Here is a 20,090-nt window from a genome sequence, read left to right on the forward strand (position 1 = left end):
GCCATGCGCCACCTGTTCGAGGTCGAGACCGGGCTGAACCTGGAGCCGCGCTGGAACATGGCGCCGACCCAGGCCGCCCCGGTGATCAAGCTGATGGACGAGGGACCGGCGAGGGGACGCCGGGTACTGGCGATGATGCGCTGGGGGCTGGTGCCGTCCTGGGCCAAGGATATCGATATCGGCGTGAAGATGATCAACGCTCGGGCCGAGACGGTGGACGAGAAGCCGGCCTTTCGCGGCGCCTACCGCTACCGGCGCTGCGTGATCCCGGCCGATGGGTTCTACGAATGGCGCACCGAGGGCGGGGTGAAGCAGCCCTACCGGGTGGTGCGCCGGGACCGCGCGCCATTCGCCTTCGCCGGGCTGTGGGAGCTGTGGGAAGGGACCGGCGAGGGCAGCGCGCTGGAGAGCTTCACCATCGTGACCACCGAGGCCACCGAGAGCATCGCCCATATCCATCACCGCATGCCGGTCATGCTGTTCGACCGGGAGGCCTTCGCCACCTGGATGGGTGCGGACAAGGACACGGCGGGCCAACTGATGCTGCCCTGCGATCCGGGGCTGGTGGAGGCGTATCCCGTGGACCGGCGGGTGGGGAACGTGCGCAACGACGACGCGGGCCTGGTGGAGCCGGTACGGGTGGCACCGCCGGCGCCGCCGAAGCCGCAGCAGGGATCGCTGTTCTGAGCCGCCCTTCGACACGCGACCCGTTCCCTTAACTCGTCTTCCCGGGCTCGACCCGGGATCCAGGAAAGGGGCGCTGAAACGCTCGACGTAAGCCACGAGCAGTCCATCGCGCGGAAGTCTGGGTCCCGGGTCAGGCCCGGGAAGACGATCGAGAGGTGTGCGTCACCCCAGCAACGCGTCCTCAAACGGAAACGCGCTGAGCAGCTCGATGCCCGTCTCGGTCACCAGGATCTGCTGCTCCAGCTTCACCCCTTCGCCGCCGTCGTTATGGCCGATGAAGCTCTCCACGCAGAGGGTCATGCCGGGTTCGATCACGCCGTCATAGCCGGCCTCGGGGAAATCGGCCCGGTGGTAGAGATAGGGATACTCCCCCGACATGCCGCAGCCATGGGCGGAGAGGTAGTAGCGGTGGTCCGCATACTGCTCCGGGATGTCCCAGGCGCGCTCGGAATACTCCCGGAAGCTGAGCCCCGGCTCGATGATGCCCATGTTGTGCTGCACCTGCTCGTAGGCCGTGCGGTACAGCGCGCGCTGGTGCTCGCTCGGCCGGTCCGGCCCCGCGTGGAAGGTTCTGGAGAAGTCGCTGTAATAGCCGTGGCAGCCGACCACGTCGGTATCCAGCGCGATCAGCTCGTTCGGCGCGATCACCTTGGAGGAGGTCTCCTGGAACCACGGGTTGGTGCGCGCGCCGGAGTTCAGCAGCCGGGTCTCGCAGTAATCCGCATTGGCGGCGATCACCGAACGGTGCAGCACCGACCACAGCTCCGCCTCGGTCTGGCCCGGGCGGATGGCGGCGCGCATCTCGGCCACCCCGGCCTCCGTCGCGCGCAGCGAGGCGCGCACGCATTTCATCTCCTCGTCCGACTTGATGCAGCGGGCCATTTCCACCGGCTCCTGGGCGTCGACCAGGCGGATGCCCTCGGCCGCGAGCGCGACGGCGGCACCGGCATTCAGCCGCTCGACCCCGACCACAGGGCTGCGGCCGCAGATCTCGCGCAGCGTGGCCGCCATCTCCATCGCCCAGGACCGCTCCTTCTCGGCGATGGCGGGACCGGCGGCGACGAAGCTGGCGGTGGAGCTTGGGCGGACCTCGTCCACCGTCTCGTAGCCCTCGCCCAGATGCATCGCGCCGGTGAACTCGTAGAGGATCGAGCGGTCGCCGGTGAGAAGCAGGTAGCGCGAGGGCTGGTTGCGGCTTGTGAAGACCTGCATGTTCCGCGTGCCGGTGGCGTAGCGGATGTTGATCGCGTCGCTGAGGATCAGGGCGTCGATCCCGCGCTGCGCCATCTGGGCGCGGACGCGGTTCCGGCGGTAGAGGCGGACGGCCGCCAGGTCGATGCCCTCGCTTTCCGGAGCGCGGTCGAGCAGGGCGAGGTCCGGATGAGTGCCGCGTTCCGCATGCCAGTCGAGAACGGTCATGACGCCGGCTCCTTTCGGAGGAGAGGTCCGACCGTCAGGCAGGGCAACGGGAATAGACCTCGGAGGTGCGCTGGGTGAAGCCGACCGGGGTGGTGTCGCCGATCATCTGGATGTCGTCGTCGCCGAGTTTCTGGAAATGCTCCACCAGGCTCGCCGAGCGGCGGATATACCAGGTGTACTCGTCCTCCAGGGTTTCCACGACGGGCACGGCGGCCGACGGGTCGCGGCCGGCCGCCTTGACCACGAAGGCGTTGCTGCCGAACTCGATATATTCCGCCGAGCAGTCGCCGGAGGACCAGCGGCCCTGCAGGTCGGGGGCGACGCCCACATGGCGGTCGATCTCGCCGGCGGTCTGCGGCATGACCCGGCCATCGTCGGCGGCATTGCCCGACTCACCACTCGCCGATGACTGCTTCCAGTCCCGCAGCAATTCGATGTAGCGCGGTGCGGGATCGACCTTGAACGCGACCATCAGCGCGGCGGCCGCCCCCAGGATCAGGATCAGGGCGATGATGACGGTGCCGACCATGAAGAAGGCGCGGCCGCTGCGCCGCGGCTCGGGCCGGAAGTCCGGCGGCGGCCCCACCGGCTCCTCGGCCTCGTGGTGTCCGTGCCGGAAGCCCAGGGAGCGCAGATCCTCGCTGCTCGCATCTTCGTCATAGCCGCTCGCGCGCCGGGAGGGCGGTGCCTCGCTCGCGGTCAGGCTGGAATCCAGATAGCTGTTGTCCTGATCCCGGTCGCCGGACTCCTGGCGGGCGGCGTGGATCGCGTCGGCGAAGGACCGGCCGGTGCCGGAAGACTCTGCCGCCGCCGGTGCGTCCGCCAGATCCGGCACGTCGCGTTCCACCGCGGTCCAGGGGCTGCCGGCGTCATCGTCGCTCTCGGACGGCGGCTCGGCCAGGGACAGGTCGATCGAACCCCGGTCGACGAAGAAGATCTGGCTGAACTCCCATTCGCCGATGGTGGCGTTCCAGTCGCCGCCGACGACCCGCAGCTCGGCGTTCTCCTCGCCGTCGAACTCCCGGATCATCGAAGAGACGAGGACCGACGCGCTCTGGGCCCGTTCTACGGTCTCCCATCCAGCGGCGTCACGCTTCTGCAGAAAATACACATCGAACCGGCGCATCGCGTCGAGCCCCTACCAGCTTCTGTTCTCGCTCAGTAGCCGCTCGACTCCGGCCACGTCCAGGGGCGGGGAGAACAAAAACCCCTGGGCGAAGCCGCAGCCGATGGCCCGCAACTGGGCGAGCTGTTCGGGAGTCTCGACGCCTTCGGCGATCACGTCCAGTCTCAGGTTCTGCGCGAGCAGGGCGATCGTGCGCACGATCTCCAGGTTGTGCCGGTTGCGGCCCATGTCCTGGACGAAGGATTTGTCGATCTTCAGCGTGTCGATCGGGAAGGTGTGCAGGTAGCTGAGCGAGCTGTAACCGGTGCCGAAATCGTCGACGCAGACCTGGATCTGCAGGGATTTCAGGTCGTTCAGCATCTGGGCGGAGAGATGTGCGTTCTCCATCAGCGCGCTCTCGGTGATCTCCAGCTTCAGGTAGCTCGGGTCCATCCCCGTGCCTTCCAGGCTGTTGGTCACCATGCGCACCAGATCGTACTGGTGGAATTGCCGGCTCGACAGGTTGACGCTGATCTCGAGCGGCTCGGCCTTCGGGAACTTGTTGCGCCAGCCGACGGTCTGCTCGCAGGCGGTCCGCAGCACCCACTGACCGATCTCGACGATCATCCCGGTTTCCTCGGCCAGCGGGATGAAATCGGAGGGCGGTACCTCGCCGCGCTTGGAGTGGGTCCAGCGTGCCAGGGCCTCGAACCCCTGAATGCGGCCGGTCCCGAGCGAAATGATCGGCTGGAAGCGCAGGGTCAACTCTCCGCGCTCGATCGCCCGGCGCAGGTCGGTCTCCATGCCCAGCGGTGTGACGGTGGTGCCGCGCATGTTCGGGTTGAAGGCCACGGCCTGGGCCTTGCCGAGTTCCTTCGCCTTGTACATGGCGAGTTCGGCGTCGCGCAGGATGTCCTCCGGCCGGCCATAGCCCTCGCTGGAATGGGCGGCACCCATGGAGGCGGTCGTGAAGATCTCCTTGCCGCTCAGGCTGAACGGCGAGGCGAGCGCCTTCTGCAGCATGTCACAGACGCCGATCGACTCACCCTTGTCGCTGACATCCTCCAGCAGCATCGCGAACTCGTCACCGCCGAGCCGGGCGACCGTGTCGCCGAACTTCAGGTTATGCTCGAGCCGGCGGGCCGCGGCGATGATCAGGTCGTCGCCATGGATATGGCCCAGGCTCTCGTTCACCACCTTGAAGCGGTCGAGATCCAGGTAGACCACGCCGAAGCAGGCCGACGGATTGCGCCGGAACCGGGCCAGGGCCTGGCGGACGCGCTCCAGGAACAGCGTCCGGTTGGGCAGGCCCGTCAGGTTGTCGTGCAGGGCGTCGTGGATCGACTGCTCCTCGACGCGCTTGCGGTCGGTGATGTCGGTCATCGAGCCGGCGATGCGGTAGGCATGGCCGGAGGTGTCGCGTACGCCAAGGCCGCGCACCAGCATCCAGCGATAGGTCCCGTCCCGGTGCCTGACCCGATGCTCGCTCTCGAAATTGCCGACCGCGCCGCTCAGATGGGCGTCGAGCTGAGCGGTCACCCGCTGCACGTCCTCGGGATGGATGCGGCTGAACCACTCCTCCGCCCCGTCGCCGATCTCCTGCTCCACATGGCCGAGCATCTGCTTCCAGCGGGTCGACAGATAGATCGAGTTGGTGGCGAGGTCCCAGTCCCACAGCCCGTCATTCGAACCGGCCGCAGCCAGGGCGTAGCGCTCCTCGCTCTGCTTCAGGGCGCGCTGCGCCTCCTGCCGGTCGGAGATGTCCTCGTAGACGATGACCACCCCGGCATCGTGCATCGGCCGGATCCGAACCTCCATCAGGCGGCCGTCGCGGTTCGGCCGCTCGTATACGGTGCCCTTGGTGGTGCGGATCATCTTGAGAATTTCGGCGGCGCGGTCGGCCGGATCGCCGTCCCCGTATTCCCCCTGATCCGCCAGGTGGTGGATGATGTCCGACATGGGCATACCGACACTGGCAAAGCTGGCCGGCAGCCCCATCAGGTCGAAGAAGTGCGAGTTCCAGGTCAGCAGCCGCCAGTCCGCGTCGAAGGCGCAGATACCCTGGCTGATCGTCTCGAGCGTGCCCTGGAGGAACAGCGTGAACCGGGCGGCCTCGTCGAGTTCGTTATGTTCCTCGGTCACGTCGCGGTACTGGATCAGCCGGCCGCCATCCTCGGTAGCGTGGTCGGTGACCCGGACCCAGCGCCCGGTCGACAGCCGCCCGTCGACCGTCCCCCGCGGCTGGCCATGCGCCGCCATCCGTCGCGCGCGCCAGGTCTCCGCGTCGGTCTTGAACGACGTCTCCCGTTTCGCGGCCACGTCCAGGTCGACAAGCGCGGAGAACGCGGCGCCGGGGATCAGCCGGTCCGCCAGATGCGGAAAGAATGCCAGCACCGGCGCGCTGAACCAGACGACCCGGTCGTCCCGGTCGAGCTGGAGGAAACCGTCATCGATCGCGTCGAGCACGGAGCCCGCAAAGGCGGCCGACTGCGACCGCGAATTGTCCGCCATCGTCATGCGGGCCCGCTTCCCGGAAACCGGGCGGGCGCGGGCATCCGGCCGGTACGGCGGCACAGACCGCCGTTCGGCATTTCCGTCATCCTGTCCACGTCCCCGGCTTCCGAATGCATTTTCAGCGACTTTGTTTGAAATCCAACCCTATCAGACGCTTCGGATATCGGCCAGCAGCCTGCGGCTGCAATCGGATATCTCATCGGTCGGCCCCGAGAACCGCAACCCCGCGTCGCACACGGTACAGACGCCACAGCAGATGGGCGGCGGCACTTCGGTGCGGCGCCCAGACCGCGGAGTGGGCGTCGGAGCCGGGGATGTCGGGCCGGGCATCGAGCCCCCGCAACATGCGGATCGCCTCGCGCAGGGCGACATCGCCGGAGGGAAAGACGTCCTGATCGCCGAGGGCGAACATCCGGTAGATCTCGGCCGTCCAGCGGCCGATCCCGGGGACCGCGATCAGGGCGTCGTGGGCCGCCAGAGGATCGTCGCCGGTCAGCCGGTCGAGGGGCAGGCGATCATCCAGCACCCGCTCCGCCAGGGCGCGGCCGTAGCGCATCTTCGCCCGCGAGAACCCGATCGCCCCAAGGGCGGCATCGTCGAAACCGGCGAAGGTCTGAGGATCGAGCCCCCCGGCCGCCGTGAGCCGGGCGAGGATCGCTGCGGCCGATGCGGTGGAGACCTGCTGGCCGACGATGATGCGGATCAGCGCCGCGAAACCCGGTTCCAGCACGCGCGGTTCGGGGGCGCCGGCCTCGGCCAGCGCGGCGGCGATGTCGGTATCCCGGGCGGCGAGCGCGGTCAGGCCGGCTTCCAGCGCCTGATGCCGGTTCATGCCGTCGGCGGTCCCAGTCGGTCGGCGGCCTCCGCCGCGACCTCGGCCATGGTGGCGAATAGCGCCCCGCCGTCGCGCAGGTGCCGGATCAGCGCCTCCATCGCCATCATCCGATGGCCGCGCCCGGAAACGAACGGGTGGAAGGTGTAGGTGATCACACCCCAGTCGTGGGTGGCGGCCATGTAGTCGAAATCGGCGGTCCAGTTCTCCAGCACGGCCCGCCAGGACGCGAGCCCCTGGTTCAGGGCGCCGCCGGAGGTCACGCTCCACTCGAAATGCGGATAGTCGTCCAGGCTCCAGCTCACCGGGATCTCGATCAGGTCGACGGGCGTCCCAAACCGAGCCGGCTCCAGCAGCGGCACCGCGTCGCCCCGGCGCGGCCTGTAGGGCAGGTGATCATGACCCATCAGGCTTGAATCGTAAGCGTAACCGAGCTCCAGCAGCAGATCGAGCGTGTGCTCCGACAGGTCCCAGGAGGGCGAGCGGTAGCCCGTCGGCGCGCGGCCACAGATCCGCTCGATCGCCTCCCCGGCGCGCACCAGTTCGTCGCGCTCCTCCGCGCGGGTCAGGGCCGACGGCCGGCGGTGGGTCCAGCCGTGGCAGGCGATCTCGTGGCCGTCATCGACCAGGGTGCGGACGGCATCGGGGAAGCTCTCGATCGTGTGGCCCGGTACGAAGAAGGTGGCCCGGATCCGGTGCGCCTTGAGCAGCCGGCGGATGCGCTCGACCCCGACCAGCCCGAACTCGCCCCGCGAGAGTGGCGTCGGCGTCAGGGTTCCCTTCGCGATGGGCAGGGACAGCGCATCGAAATCGAAGGTCATGCATGCGATGTGGCGTGGCATCCGGTACTCCGGCGGGATACGGTGGCCCGAGGCTAGAGACCCCCTGGACCGCCGACAAGACGGAAGGGAGCGGCCTGAGTGGGACCTATGGATCGGGAACGGCACGGGTGTTGAGGGAACGCGCGATCACCACATCGGAGGTGACCCGGCAGGCGTTGAGCGAGATCACCGTCGCCACGACGGGCGTCGGGCTGATCGACGTAACGGAGCAGGTCCGCAGCTTCGTCGCCGAATCCGGACTGGCGGACGGGTTGCTGACGGTCTTCGTGCGCCACACCTCGGCTTCCCTGCTGATCCAGGAGAATGCCGACCCGGACGTTCGGGTGGATCTCGACCGGTTCTTCGCCAGGCTCGCGCCCTGGGATCCGACGCTGTACCGTCATTCGACCGAAGGGCCTGACGACATGCCGGCCCATATCCGCAGCGCACTGACCCAGACCACCCTGACGATCCCCGTCGCCGGCGGCCGGCCGGTGCTCGGCACCTGGCAGGGGATCTACCTGTACGAGCACCGCGAACATCCGCATCGCCGCCACATCGTCCTCCACCTAATGGGAGCCTGACCGCCATGACCGACGCCCCGCATCGCCTCGGTGCACTGGAAGCCCTGCGGGCCATCGAAGGGGGAAGCCTCACGCCCGAAGCGCTGATGGAGTCGTGTCTGGAGCGGGCGGCGGAGCGCGACGGGCAGGTCGGCGCCTTCATCCATCTCGACCCGGAGCAGGCGCGCGACGCCGCCCGGGCCTCGACCGCTTCCGGTCCGCTCGGCGGCCTGCCGGTGGCGGTGAAGGACATCATCGAGACCGCCGACATGCCCACCGGCTATGGCTCGTCGATCTATGTCGGTCACCAGCCGGAGGAGGATGCGGCGGTGGTGGCGCGCACCCGGGCGGCCGGTGGTGTGATCATGGGAAAGACCGTCTCCACCGAATTCGCCTGGCGCAATCCGGGCAAGACCCGCAACCCGCACGGGCTCGACCACACGCCGGGCGGGTCCTCCAGCGGTTCGGCCGCGGCGGTCGCGGACTTCATGGTGCCGCTGGCCTTCGGGACACAGACGGCGGGCTCGGTCATCCGTCCGGCGGCCTATTGCGGGGTGGTGGGCTTCAAGCCGACCTTCGGCACCCACGACCGGCGCGGGGTTAAGGAGCTGTCGCGCTATCTCGACACGGTCGGCGGCTTCGCCCGATCGGTCGCCGACATCGCTCATTTCGACTACGCCCTGCGCGGCGAGCCCGCACCAAGGCTCGACGGGTTCGACGGCTCGGCCCCGCGGCTCGCCGTCCACGTGCCCTTCGCCGACCGGATCGAGGAGGATGCGGTCGACGTGATGGAGCGGGTCCGGATCGCGGTACAGACCGCCGGCGCCTCGGTGGTCGGGCTGGTCGACTGGACCGCCTTCGAGAAGATGGACGACGTGCACCTGCGGCTGATGACAGCCGAGGCGGCGCGGGCGCTGGAATGGGAATACGACAACCACGCCGACAAGCTGAGCGACTTCTATCGCGAGACGATCGCCGCCGGCCGCCAGATCGACGACACGGACCTTTACAAGCTGCAGGCCGCCGCGGATTCCTTCCGCAACGACGCGGCCGCCCGGCTCGACGGCATTGACGCCATCCTGACCGTGCCGGCCTCCGGCGAGGCGCCGGAGGGGCTTTCGTTCACCGGCGACCCGCTGTTCAACAAGATCTGGACGCTGTTGCGCTGGCCCTGCGTGACCATCCCGGCCGGCACCGGCGACCAGGGACTGCCGCTCGGGGTGCAGATCGTGACCGGCTACGGCGAGGATGCAAAGGCACTTGCGGTCGCCGACTGGATCGAACGCGCCCTGCAGGCGGACCAATAACCAGACCCGGAACGGGGCGGAGTTTTGACGAGGAGAGCGGAATGCGACTGCAGTTGATGACGTGGATGGAGGTGGAGGCCTACCTCAATGGGAACCGGGGCATCATCATCCCCATCGGCTCGACCGAGCAGCACGGGCCGAACGGCCTGTTCGGCACCGACGCCATCTGTCCCGAGGTGATCGCCGAGCGGGCGGCGGAAACGCTGGGCTGCATCGTCGGGCCGACCATCTCCATCGGCATGGCCCAGCATCATCTGGCCTTCCCGGGCTCGATCGCCCTGCGGCCGTCGACCCTGATGGCCGTGGTGCGGGACAGTGTCCTGTCCCTGGCGCGCAACGGCTTCGAGCGGTTCTATTTTCTCAACGGTCACGGCGGCAACATCGCCACCGTCTCCGCCGCCTTCAGCGAGATCTATGCCGAGAAGAGCCTCGCCGTCGGTCCCAACCAGCCGCATGTCCGCTGCAAGTTGGCCAACTGGTTCGCCTTCCCGGCCGTCAAAGAGATCAGCGAGGAACTCTATGGCGACCGGGACGGCAGCCATGCCACCGCCTCGGAGATCTCGGTCACGCAATACGCCTATCCGGAGCATATCAAGAAGGTGGACATGGACCCGGCGCCGCCGCGCCCGCGCCCGTTCTACGACGCCGAGGATTACCGCCTGATCCACCCTGACGGCCGGATCGGTGCCGACAGCTTCCTTGCCACGCCGGAAGCCGGTGCCAGATTGGTGGAAGCCAGCGCGGCGGGGGTGGTGGAGGACTACCGCTCCTTCATGGCGGAGGCGTAATCGGGAGCGATACATGGGCGAGTACGACGGCAAGCCCGCGGATGCGGTGCAGGTGCGGGTTTGGGATCGGCCGCTGCGGCTGTTCCACTGGGCGCTGGTCATCTGCCTCGCCGGATCCTGGATCACCGGCGATCAGGGCATGATGGAATGGCACGAGCGCTTCGGCCTGACGGCCCTGGCGCTGGTGGTCTTCCGGCTGATCTGGGGCTTCGTCGGCGGCGAGTTCGCCCGGTTCTCCAGCTTCGTACGCGGTCCCGGCGCCGTCATCGGCTACCTGCGGGAGACCCTCGCTGGCCGGCATCCCGAGTATCCGGGGCACAACCCGCTTGGGGCCCTGGCCGTCCTGGCGCTGCTGCTGCTGGTCGGGACCCAGGCGGTCCTGGGCCTGTTCGCCAATGACGACATCCTCTACGAGGGGCCCCTGTATCATCTGGTCGGGTCCAGCCTGTCGGGCACGCTGACCGGGCTTCATCACCAGATCTTCGACATCCTGCTGATCGCGGTGATCGTCCATGTGGTGGCGGTGATCGTCTACATGCTGTTCCTGGGCGACGACCTGATCCTGCCGATGATCACCGGGCTGAAGCGCATGCCGACGAAGGACGCGCCGAGTGGTGTCCGGCGCACCCCCTGGTGGGTCGCCCTGGCGATCCTGGTCGTCTGCGCCGCCGGCGCCTACGGGATCACGCTGCTCGCCTGAAACGGAAAGGCCGACCCAAGGGGCCGGCCTTTCTCTGTTCGGCCTGAGGGTCTTACTTCTCGGCGCGGTAAGGCTTGTGGCAGGCGCCGCAGGTGCCGCCGGTCGCCTTGAGCTGCGCGCCCAGGGCGGACACGTCGCCAGACTCGGCCGCCGCTTCCAGTTCCTCGACCGCCTCGAGATGTTCGGCGGCCACCTTCTCGAAGCCGGCCCGGTCGGACCAGATCGCCGGCAGGGCGCGGGTGTCCCCGGTGCCCGAGCCTTCCGGAAACAGGGACGGGATGGTCTTGGCGAAGGCCACCATCGCCTTGGCCGGTTCGACCGCCGCCGACGCGTTGCCGGAATCCACCGCAGCCTTCACTGCCTTGATATTGTCGCCATGCGCCTTGAAGCCTTTGACCCGCTCGTCGACGATATCGGCGAAGGCCGCGCCGGCGACCATGGTCATGCCGAGCGCGGCAGCCACGGCAAGCGTCGAAAACATCTTCATTCTTTTCTCTCCTCTAGTCGGCCCGGTCGTTGCGCCGGCGTCAGCAAGGTAACCCGGATCTCGGGGCAGCAAGACTGGCGTCATTGGATCGAACGCGCACAACCCCATGCTCTCACGCCAATGTGATGGGCAGATGAAGTCCGGATTTACATCCCGTCACACTCACGCACTCCCCGGCCTTGTGCCGGGGCCCACGCTCCAATCCGACACGGCAGATCATGCTGACACGTAGGCCCCGGCACAGGGCCGGGGAGTGGGTGAACGGGGATATGGAGCCGCTCGGCGATCCGCCGATCGAGCCCGAGTCGCCAAGTTATCGACAGGTCGGGCGCGACTCCATAGAATCGAGGCGATTCGGCACGGACACGGCAACCAGCGGAGAGGGGACGCAGCGTGACGGACGACCGCGTGGTTCTCTTGCACCCTGGTCGCAAGGCAGAGGAAACGCCGCCGGAACCGGCGGGCGCCCCCACTGCCGCGCAGGCCGCACCGACCCGCCTGACCATGGGGATCGAGGTGCCGGCCGACCGGCGTTCGGTCCTGCTGGTGCAGACGATCGCCCAGCTCGCCACCCTCGCCAAGGAAGCCGGCGTGCCCCTCGACGACGGGTTGGCCGAAGGTGTGGACCGGCTGGCGCGCAACCTGCGCGGCGCCGGCCTGGCCCTGCCGGCCCATCTGGAGGATGCGTTGGAGGATATCGCCCGCGCCCTGTCCCCGCCCGAACCGGAGGCGCCGCGCGGCACCGTCCTGCCGTTCCGCGTGGTCACCGCCGACGACTGACCTCGGTCCACCGCACCTCCATCGCGACAAAGTTCTGCTGCATCCCTCAACCTGCCCCTGCGGGCAGAACCGCCTGTCGTTGATCTCGACAGCCCGGGCGGTGGCGTAGTTAGCTGGCAAGAATAAGCGACAAGAACGCATTGGGAGGAATGGGCGATGCTGCAGGGCCAGATGATGGACCGGCCGCTGATGATCTCGGACATCGTGACCTATGCGGCGGAGATCCGCGGGGACCAGGAGATCGTCTCGGCCCGGGTCGAGGGCGACCGCCATCGGTACACCTACAGGGACCTCGCCGGCCGGGCGGCCCAGCTCGCTCATGCCCTGCGCAAGCTCGGCATCGGCCCCGGCGACCGGGTGGCGACGCTCGCCTGGAACGGCTACCGGCACCTGGAACTGTATTACGGGATCTCCGGGATCGGCGCCGTCTGTCACACCATCAACCCGCGGCTGTTTGCCGAGCAGATCGTCTATGTGGTCGGCCATGCCGAGGACAAGGTGCTGTTCCTCGACGCCACCTTCGTTCCGCTGGTTCAGGGACTGCGCGACAAGCTCCCGAAGAGCCTGCGCTACGTCGTTCTCGGCGACGAGACCCATGGACTGGAGGGCGCCTTCGCCTATGAGGACCTGTTGGCGCAGCAGCCGGCGGAGATCGACTGGCCGGTGTTCGACGAGCGGTCGGCGAGTGGCATCTGCTACACCTCCGGAACGACCGGACACCCCAAGGGCGTGCTTTACACCCACCGCTCGACCCTGCTGCATTCCTATGGGCTGATGGCGATCGCCACCGAGGTCGGCCTGACACCGAGCGACAGTATCCTGCCGGTGGTGCCGCTGTTCCACGTCAACGCCTGGGGCCTGCCCTATGCCATGCCGCTGACCGGCACCCGCGTCGTCATGCCGGGGCCGAAGCTGGACGGGGAGAACCTGTTCCGCCTGATGGATGAGGAGCGGGTGACTTCGGCCTGGGGCGTGCCGACCGTCTGGCTCGGCCTGCTGGGCGAGATGCGCAAGCAGGGCCGCAAGCCCGACGGCTTCGACGTGGTGGTGATCGGCGGCTCGGCCGCACCGGAGCCGATGATCCGCGAGTTCGAGGCTGATTTCGGGGTCCGCGTCGTCCATGGCTGGGGCATGACCGAGATGAGCCCGGTCGGCACGCTCACCACCATGGGCCCGTCCCTGAACGCCTTGCCCGAGACCGAGAAGCGTGCCTTCAAGCGGAGCCAGGGCCGTCGCATGTTCGGCTGCGAGCTGAAGATCGTCGACGAGGCGGGCGACCGGCTGCCCCATGACGGCGTCGTCTTCGGCGAGTTGCTGGTACGCGGCCATGGGGTGATGGACGGCTATTTCGGCGATGCGGAGGCCAGTGCCGCCGTGTTCGACGACGAGGGCTGGATGCGCACCGGCGACGTGGCGAAGATCGACGAACACGGCTTTCTCTACATCGTCGACCGCACCAAGGACGTCATCAAATCGGGCGGGGAGTGGATCAGTTCCCTCGACCTGGAAGGGGCGGCCCTTGGCCACCCGGCCATCGCCGAATGCGCGGTGATCGCGGCGCCCCATCCGAAATGGGGCGAGCGGCCGCTGCTCGTCGCCCGGCTGGTGGTGGGCCAGACGGCGACGGCGGAGGACGTGCGCGCCTATCTCTCCGACAAGGTCGCAAAGTGGTGGTTGCCGGACGACGTAGTTTTCGTCGACGATCTTCCCCACACCGCCACCGGCAAGCTGTCGAAGCTGACGCTGCGCGAGCGGTTCAAGGATCACGTCCTGCCGACGGCCGCGGAGTAGGCGGTCTCGGCCTCCCGGAAGGCCATATGGGACCGACAGATGAGTGACGACGCGGCGGTGAGCGCCGAACCCCCGGCGCCGCCGATCCGCTGGGCAATCCTGTTCGGCGTGTGGACGGCGTATTTCTGCTTCGGTCTGACCATCGCCGGCCTGGCGCCCATCGTCGGGCCGATCACCCGCGACCTGGAGATCAGTCACACCGCCATGGGCGCGGTGCTCGGCATCTGGCAGCTCACCTACATCGTGGCGGCGGTGCCCTGCGGCAGCTTCCTCGACCGGGTGGGCGCGCGACGGGCCATCTTCCTCGGCGCGATGATCGTCGCCCTGTCCGGCCTGCTGCGCGGCATCGCCGACAGTGCGGCCCTGCTCTTCGTGGCCGTGGCGATCTTCGGCATCGGCGGCCCGATCGTGTCGGCCGGGGCGCCCAAGGAGATCGCCCGCTGGTTCAAGGGCAGCGACCGCGGCTTCGCCATGGGGATCTACATCACCGGCCCGGCGATCGGCTCCATCGTGGCACTGTCCCTGACCAACTCGGTGCTGATGCCGTATTTCGAGGGCGACTGGCGGTCGGTGCTGCTGCTGTGGTCGGCGGTCGCGGCACTCGGGGCCTGCACCTGGTTCGCCATCGCCAGCCTGCCGGCCGCCCGGCGCCACGACCCGCCGGTGTCCGCCGCCAAGCCGCGGCCGCAGAAGGAGGTGATCGGCGAGTTGATCCAGCTGCCGGCGGTGCGCCTGCTGCTGGCGATGAGCGTGGCGATCTTCGCGCTGAACCACGGGCTGAACAACTGGCTGCCGGAGATCCTGCGGGTCGGCGGCATGACCCCGGTGGAGGCCGGGTACTGGGCGACGGTGCCGACCGTGATCGGGATCGCCGCGTCCCTGACGATTCCGCGCCTGGCGACGCCCGAGCGCCGGCATCTGGTCCTGGGCCTGCTGGCGGCGGGAGCGGTGCTCGCCTGCCTGCTGCTCTGGGTGACGGGCCAGCCGGCGCTGACCATCGGCCTGGCGCTCCAGGGCATCGCCCGGTCGTCGCTGATGACGGTGGCGATCCTGACCCTGGTGGAGACCAAGGGCGTGGGTGAGGAGCGGGCCGGTACGGCGAGCGGGCTGTTCTTCTCCGCGGCCGAGGTCGGCGGCGCCGGCGGTCCGATCCTGCTGGGCCTGGTCTACGACGCGACGCACAGCTTCGACCTGTCGCTCTGGATCCTGGCCGGCGTGGCGGGGTTTCTGCTGCTGGGCACGATGCGGCTGAAGGCGTTGCAGAGCTGAACAAATCCATCTCGCTTACTCCCCGGTCTTGTGCCGGGGCCCACGCCCGGGACTGGCCCGACCCGTCACGCGGATGGGTAGGCCCCGGCACAAGTGTTCAGCCCGGAGAGATAGCGGACAGGTGTTCGGGGAGATGGTTGACACTTTAGGCATGTGATCAGCGCGGGAGGCTGGGCATGCCGTGGAGAGAGGTGTCTGCCATGGAACAGCGTCTTGAGTTTGTGACGCTTGCGTTGTCGGAAGGGGCGAACCGTCGGGAGTTGTGCCGGCGTTTTGGGATCAGTGCGCAGACGGGCTACAAATGGCTCCGGCGGTGGCAGGATGGGGCGGAGGGTCTGTGTGACCGCTCGCGGCGGCCGCATGGGAGCCCGGCGCGGACAGCGGCGGGCGTGGAGGCGGCGATCCTGGCGGTGCGCGATGCGCACCCGGCGTGGGGAGCGCGCAAGATCGCGCGCTGTTTGAGCCGCGAGGGTCTTGCCGCACCCGCCCCGTCGACGGTGCATGCGGTGCTGCAGCGTCATGGTCGGATCGGTGGCGGGAGCGGCGGCGACAACCATCACTACCGGCGCTTCGAGAAGCCGGCGCCGAACCTGCTGTGGCAGATGGACTTCAAGGGCCGCGTGCCGCTGGCCGGCGCCGGCTGGTGCCATCCGCTGACGGTGATCGACGATCACTCGCGCTACGCGCTTTGCCTTGCCGCCTGCGGCGACCAGCGCACGGCGACGGTGCGCAGCGCCCTGGAAGGGGCCTTTTGCCGCTATGGCCTGCCCGAGGCGTTCTTCCTCGACAACGGCTCGCCCTGGGGCGGTGGCGTGCCGGGACAGTGGACGCCGCTCGGCGTGTGGCTGCTCAAGCTCGGCGTGGAGGTCATCCACAGCCGCCCCTACCATCCCCAGTCGCGCGGCAAGAACGAGCGCTTCCACCGCACCCTCAACGCCGAACTGTTGGCCTGCAACCGGTTCCGCGACCTCGCCTGCGCCCAGAGGGCCTTCGATGCCTGGCGCAGCGTCTACAACACCCGCAGGCCGCACGAGGCTCTCGGTCAAGAGGTCCCGGCGACCCGATACGCCGTCTCGCCGCGTCCCTTCATCGATCCGCCGCCCGAGATCGTCTATGACGACGGCGAGACGCTGCGCACCGTCAACCAGTCCGCCAACATCCGCTTCCGAAACCGCCTCTGGCGCGTGCCCAAGGCCTTCCGCGGTGAACGCGTCGCCATCCGACCAAGAGACCGCGACGGCCGGTTCGGCGTCTTCTTCGGCGCCAAGCGCATCGCAACCATTGACGTCAACAACGACGAAAACACTAATCCGGAAACCGTCAGCCATGTCTCCGAACAGGCGTCAACCTTCTCTCCGGGCTGAACACACAAGACCGGGGAGTGACTAAAAGAACGCAGTGACGTGGCCCTTCGACACGCGACCTGCGGTCGCTGCTCTGCATGAGCTCAAACCATATCTCTGACGTCATCCTGAGCAGTCCCCCGGACAACGTCCGAGGGACGTGCCGAAGGGCGGCGTTCACCCGTAGCTCTTCGACATCCCGATCGCCGGGTCGGCGAAGGCGCCGAAGGGCGGGTAGGGGTAGCGCAATCCGTTCTTCGCAAGCCCTTTCAACCCCTCGACCCCGCGCAGGAACTCGTCCGGCGGGCAGGCCATCAGCAGTTCGTCGTCGGCCACCCCGCCGTAGCGCCGCTCCGCGTAGCAAGGGATGGAGAGACTGGTCTGCTTCGTGCTCAGCGCCCGCCCCCAACTGTCGGCGCAGGCGCTCTCACCCGTGATCGTGAAGTCGTAGCGGCGGTAGGATTTGAACTGCAGCCCGTTGATGAACAGGATCATCTGCCCCGGCGAGGCGTAGAACAGGCAGACATCCGGCGGGTCCAGCCGGCCGGTACGCAGGGGAGAGGCGCACAGGCCGGAATAGCGGCCCGGCGCCACCCGTGGCATCTCCGCCTGGTGCTTCTTCGCCGCCTCCTGGTTGTCGAACCAGACCCCGGTCATCTGCTCGCCCGAGGCGAGGCGCTCCGGCACCTCCTCCAGCCCGATATTGGCGCCGCAGCTCGCGTTCGGCCGCAGGTTGTCCTTGACGATCCCCAACGTGAACCCGGCGGTGCGGACCTGGGTGACGAGCTGGCAGGTGGTGAAGGGGATGCCGTCCATTGGCGTGCGGATGCCCGGTACCGCCTTCATCTCCTCCACATCCTCGAACAGCTTCATGCCGAAGGGATAGGTGCGCAGCTTCAGCAGGTCGGACAGTTCGGCGGCGGCGTGCTTGACGGTCTCGCCGGTGATGGCGGCGGACTCGTCTACGGATTGGGGCGCGGTGTCGGTCATGGCGGTCTCCCGTTACGGTCTTTTTCTCGCCTGCCGCGCCCAGGTGCTGCACGCGGCGGCGTTTCCGGGCTAGCGTGCTGGTTGCTGGTCCGGGCGGCAAGACCCGGCGAAGAACGGGAGGAAGCGCGTGGCGAGAGCGTTCGAGGGAATCCGTGTCGTCGACTTCACCCAGGTGCTGTCGGGCCCCTACATGACGTCCCTGCTGGCCCAGGAAGGGGCGGACGTCATCAAGATCGAAGCACCGGGGCCGGGCGGCGGCGATCAGATGCGCAACCGGATGATCCCGAGCAAGTATACCGAGATCGACATGGGCTCCGCCTTTCTGGCGCTGAACCCCGGCAAGCGCAGCGTCGCGATCGACCTGAAGTCGGAGGAGGGGCGCCGGATCGCCCACCGGCTGATCGAGACGGCGGACGTGGTCGCCCAGAACTTCCGCGGCGGAGTGGCCGAGCGGCTCGGCCTGGGCTGGGAGGACGTGAGGGCGATCAAGCCGGATGTCGTGTACTGCCAGATCACCGGTTACGGCGCCAGCGGCCCTCGGTCGAAGGAAGGCGCCTATGACGGTGCGATCCAGGCGGCGTCCGGCATGATGTCGACCAACGGCTCGCCGCAGACAGGCCCGATGCGCACCGGCTATTTCCCGGTCGACCTGTTCACCGGCGCCTCGGCCGCCTACGCCGTTGCCGCCGCGCTGTTCCGCCGGGAGCGGACAGGAGAGGGTCAGTATCTCGACATCGCCATGCTGGACGCGGCGCTCAACATCCAGGCGCCGTCCATTGCCCAGTGGACGGTGGACGGCAATCCGGGCGGGCTGATCGGCAACAGCTCGGCCACGCACCTGCCGACGGCGAACAGCTTCGACTGCGCCGACGGCACGGTGCTGATGTCGGCGACCATGCAGACCCATGTGCAGGCGGTGTTCGAGGAACTCGGGATCGCCGACCTGCTGGCCGACCCGCGCTTCGCGGACAGCAAGGCGCGCATCGCCAACCGGGAACTGGTGGACAGCACCCTGCGCGAGGCGTTCCTGGCCGATACCGCGGCGAACTGGGCTAGGCGTCTTGGCGCGCGGGGCGTCCCGATCAGCCGGGTGAACTCGATCCCGGAGGCGGTGGAGGAACCTCAGCTCGCCCATCGCGGGACGCTGGCGGAGGTGCCGCCGCCGCGGGGATTCGAGCATCCGGTGCGGTTGGCGATGGCGCCTTACAGGAGTGCGGCGGACGGGCCGGCATTCGACCGTCCGCCGCCGGGTCTTGGGGAGCATACGGAAGAGGTGCTTCGCGAGATCGGCATGCCCCTTCCCGTGCCGGAATGACCGGGCTTACCAGCTGCCGGTGTTCTCCATCGAGGCCCAGGGCTCGGCCGGGTCCTTCGGGCCGCCGGCATTCAGCAGCTCGATGGAAATCCCGTCCGGCGACTTCACGAAGGCCATGTAGCCGTCTCGCGGCGGGCGGTTGATGGTCACGCCGTTGTCCATCAGCTTCTGGCAGGTGGCATAGACGTCGTCGACGCGGAAGGCGAGGTGGCCCCAGGCGCGGCCCTCGACCTTGTAGTCCTCCGGATCCCAGTTGTAGGTCAGCTCCAGCATCGGCGCCTTCTTGTCGGAGGCGGCGGATTCCTTGTCCTCCGGGGCGGCCAGGAAGATGTTGGTGAAGCGGCCCTTCTCGCTGTCGTAGCGGCGGATCTCCTCCAGCCCGAGCAGACCGCAGTAGAAGTTCAGGCTCTCGTCCACGTTCTTGATGCGGACCATGGTGTGGAGGTATTGCATCGGCGCTCTCCGTTGGTGCGGGGCTGTTGATCGGTGGGGGAGATTTGACCGCTCGGGCGGGTAATGGCAACCCCCGGCCTACAACCGCAGGCAGACGTCACAACCCCTGGCGGTCGAGCCAGTTGACGACGTCGTCCCGGGTCGGGGCGAGGAAGGCGAGGCGCTCGGAGAACGCGCCGATCACCGTGGCGTGGGAGACCTTGGAATAGGTGATCACCGTCACGTCGCCTCCATTTTCCCGGATCGCGGCGGCGAGGTTGGCGGTGTTCTTGGGCAGAACCGTGCGGTCCGTCTCGCCATGTACCAGCAGCAGCGGCGGGGCGTCGCCCCGGGCATAGGTGATCGGCTGGCTCGCCTCCGGATCGCCGTAGGGGGCGAGGATGGGGCGCAGGTTTTTGGAGAGCGGTAGAAAGTCGTAGGGTCCGGCGATGCCGATCGTGGCCTTCACCGTCTCGTCGACGTCTATCCCCTCCGCTGCCAGCCACGCCCGGTCAAGGGTGAGCATCATGGCGAGATGCGCCCCGGCGGAATGGCCGACCAGGATCACCGGCCGGTCCAACCGGTCTGAAACCGCCGCCACCGCCTTGGCGGCGTCTTCGACGAAGTCAGGGAAGGAGACCTGCGGATACAGCCGGTAGTCGGGCACCGCTACGGTATAGCCGGCCTTGGTCAGGGTCTGGGCGACGAAGCGGTACTTCTCCTTCTCGCCGGATTTCCAGCCGCCGCCGTAGAAGAAGACGATGGCCGGCGCGTCTCCGCGAGGAGCCGTCGGCTGATACACGTCATAGGTCCGGCGCGGTCCTTCCCCATAGGCAATGTCCTGCTGGCGCTCGTAGCCGGTTCTCGGCGTGAGATGGTCGACGATCTGCAGCGGCGAGCAGGCGGCAAGGAACGGCAGCACTAACAGTCCAATCCATCGGCACATG

Annotated in this window: 19 protein-coding genes; 10 read left to right on the forward strand and 9 right to left on the reverse strand. The window is 68.1% G+C overall.

Translation table 11 applies throughout. The annotated features are described in order from the left end of the window. Positions 1–3 precede the first annotated feature (3 nt). Entirely contained in the window at positions 4–687 is a 684-nt protein-coding gene (locus tag ACOQOP_RS03340) for an SOS response-associated peptidase (protein ID WP_420564899.1), read from the forward strand. A gap of 162 nt (positions 688–849) precedes the next feature. On the opposite strand, the gene ACOQOP_RS03345 is transcribed toward ACOQOP_RS03340, so the two are convergent. The 5 genes from ACOQOP_RS03345 to ACOQOP_RS03365 all read right to left on the reverse strand — a co-directional run bounded on the left by ACOQOP_RS03345 (position 850) and on the right by ACOQOP_RS03365 (position 7,399). Further along, on the reverse strand, positions 850–2,106 hold the full coding sequence (locus tag ACOQOP_RS03345) for a M24 family metallopeptidase (protein ID WP_420564900.1): 1,257 nt from the start codon (positions 2,104–2,106) through the stop codon (positions 850–852). Positions 2,107–2,140: 34 nt separating this feature from the next. After that, a complete protein-coding gene (locus ACOQOP_RS03350; protein WP_420564901.1) occupies positions 2,141–3,232 on the reverse strand; it encodes a hypothetical protein in 1,092 nt (363 codons plus the stop codon). A gap of 12 nt (positions 3,233–3,244) precedes the next feature. After that, the gene (locus ACOQOP_RS03355; RefSeq protein WP_420564902.1) at positions 3,245–5,728 is read right to left on the reverse strand and encodes an EAL and GGDEF domain-containing protein; all 2,484 of its coding nucleotides are present in this window, start codon (positions 5,726–5,728) and stop codon (positions 3,245–3,247) included. A gap of 193 nt (positions 5,729–5,921) precedes the next feature. After that, the gene (locus ACOQOP_RS03360; protein ID WP_420564903.1) at positions 5,922–6,557 is read right to left on the reverse strand and encodes a DNA-3-methyladenine glycosylase family protein; all 636 of its coding nucleotides are present in this window, start codon (positions 6,555–6,557) and stop codon (positions 5,922–5,924) included. Further along, positions 6,554–7,399: a polysaccharide deacetylase family protein gene (locus tag ACOQOP_RS03365; protein ID WP_420564904.1), complete on the reverse strand. Its 846-nt coding sequence runs from the start codon at positions 7,397–7,399 to the stop codon at positions 6,554–6,556. Before ACOQOP_RS03365 ends, ACOQOP_RS03360 begins: the two co-directional genes overlap by 4 nt. Before the next feature lie 107 nt (positions 7,400–7,506). On the opposite strand from ACOQOP_RS03365, the gene ACOQOP_RS03370 reads away from it, so the two are divergent. From ACOQOP_RS03370 to ACOQOP_RS03385, 4 genes are read left to right on the forward strand one after another with little or no spacing between them, the layout of a single operon-like run. After that, a complete protein-coding gene (locus ACOQOP_RS03370; protein WP_420564905.1) occupies positions 7,507–7,962 on the forward strand; it encodes a secondary thiamine-phosphate synthase enzyme YjbQ in 456 nt (151 codons plus the stop codon). Between the two features lie 5 nt (positions 7,963–7,967). Further along, positions 7,968–9,248 (forward strand): amidase, encoded by a 1,281-nt coding sequence (locus tag ACOQOP_RS03375; protein WP_420564906.1) that lies wholly within the window; start codon positions 7,968–7,970, stop codon positions 9,246–9,248. A 41-nt stretch (positions 9,249–9,289) separates the two neighbouring features. Beyond that, positions 9,290–10,036 carry a creatininase family protein gene (locus ACOQOP_RS03380; protein WP_420564907.1) on the forward strand — a complete coding sequence of 249 codons (747 nt, stop codon included), beginning with the start codon at positions 9,290–9,292 and terminating at the stop codon, positions 10,034–10,036. 13 nt (positions 10,037–10,049) lie between these two features. Continuing rightward, positions 10,050–10,736: a cytochrome b/b6 domain-containing protein gene (locus tag ACOQOP_RS03385; protein WP_420564908.1), complete on the forward strand. Its 687-nt coding sequence runs from the start codon at positions 10,050–10,052 to the stop codon at positions 10,734–10,736. Positions 10,737–10,788: 52 nt separating this feature from the next. On the opposite strand, the gene ACOQOP_RS03390 is transcribed toward ACOQOP_RS03385, so the two are convergent. Next, positions 10,789–11,223 carry a c-type cytochrome gene (locus ACOQOP_RS03390; RefSeq protein ID WP_420564909.1) on the reverse strand — a complete coding sequence of 145 codons (435 nt, stop codon included), beginning with the start codon at positions 11,221–11,223 and terminating at the stop codon, positions 10,789–10,791. A gap of 408 nt (positions 11,224–11,631) precedes the next feature. On the opposite strand from ACOQOP_RS03390, the gene ACOQOP_RS03395 reads away from it, so the two are divergent. The 4 genes from ACOQOP_RS03395 to ACOQOP_RS03410 all read left to right on the forward strand — a co-directional run bounded on the left by ACOQOP_RS03395 (position 11,632) and on the right by ACOQOP_RS03410 (position 16,427). Further along, complete coding sequence (locus ACOQOP_RS03395; protein ID WP_420564910.1) at positions 11,632–12,003, forward strand: hypothetical protein; 372 nt, start codon at positions 11,632–11,634, stop codon at positions 12,001–12,003. Positions 12,004–12,159: 156 nt separating this feature from the next. Further along, a complete protein-coding gene (locus ACOQOP_RS03400; protein WP_420564911.1) occupies positions 12,160–13,794 on the forward strand; it encodes a long-chain-fatty-acid--CoA ligase in 1,635 nt (544 codons plus the stop codon). Between the two features lie 39 nt (positions 13,795–13,833). Then, a complete protein-coding gene (locus ACOQOP_RS03405; protein WP_420564912.1) occupies positions 13,834–15,063 on the forward strand; it encodes a CynX/NimT family MFS transporter in 1,230 nt (409 codons plus the stop codon). A gap of 176 nt (positions 15,064–15,239) precedes the next feature. After that, positions 15,240–16,427: an IS481 family transposase gene (locus ACOQOP_RS03410; protein WP_420564913.1), complete on the forward strand. Its 1,188-nt coding sequence runs from the start codon at positions 15,240–15,242 to the stop codon at positions 16,425–16,427. Positions 16,428–16,583: 156 nt separating this feature from the next. On the opposite strand, the gene ACOQOP_RS03415 is transcribed toward ACOQOP_RS03410, so the two are convergent. After that, entirely contained in the window at positions 16,584–17,396 is an 813-nt protein-coding gene (locus ACOQOP_RS03415) for a DUF169 domain-containing protein (RefSeq protein WP_420564914.1), read from the reverse strand. 127 nt (positions 17,397–17,523) lie between these two features. Between ACOQOP_RS03415 and ACOQOP_RS03420 the strand changes: the two genes are divergently transcribed. Continuing rightward, the gene (locus ACOQOP_RS03420) at positions 17,524–18,711 is read left to right on the forward strand and encodes a CaiB/BaiF CoA transferase family protein (RefSeq protein ID WP_420564915.1); all 1,188 of its coding nucleotides are present in this window, start codon (positions 17,524–17,526) and stop codon (positions 18,709–18,711) included. Between the two features lie 6 nt (positions 18,712–18,717). On the opposite strand, the gene ACOQOP_RS03425 is transcribed toward ACOQOP_RS03420, so the two are convergent. Then, positions 18,718–19,164, reverse strand: coding sequence for a VOC family protein (locus ACOQOP_RS03425; RefSeq protein WP_420564916.1), 447 nt, complete (start codon positions 19,162–19,164; stop codon positions 18,718–18,720). Between the two features lie 97 nt (positions 19,165–19,261). After that, on the reverse strand, positions 19,262–20,065 hold the full coding sequence (locus ACOQOP_RS03430; protein WP_420564917.1) for an alpha/beta hydrolase: 804 nt from the start codon (positions 20,063–20,065) through the stop codon (positions 19,262–19,264). Positions 20,066–20,090 lie beyond the last annotated feature (25 nt).

The organism is Thalassobaculum sp. (assembly GCF_965223715.1).
GTDB lineage: Bacteria > Pseudomonadota > Alphaproteobacteria > Thalassobaculales > Thalassobaculaceae > Thalassobaculum.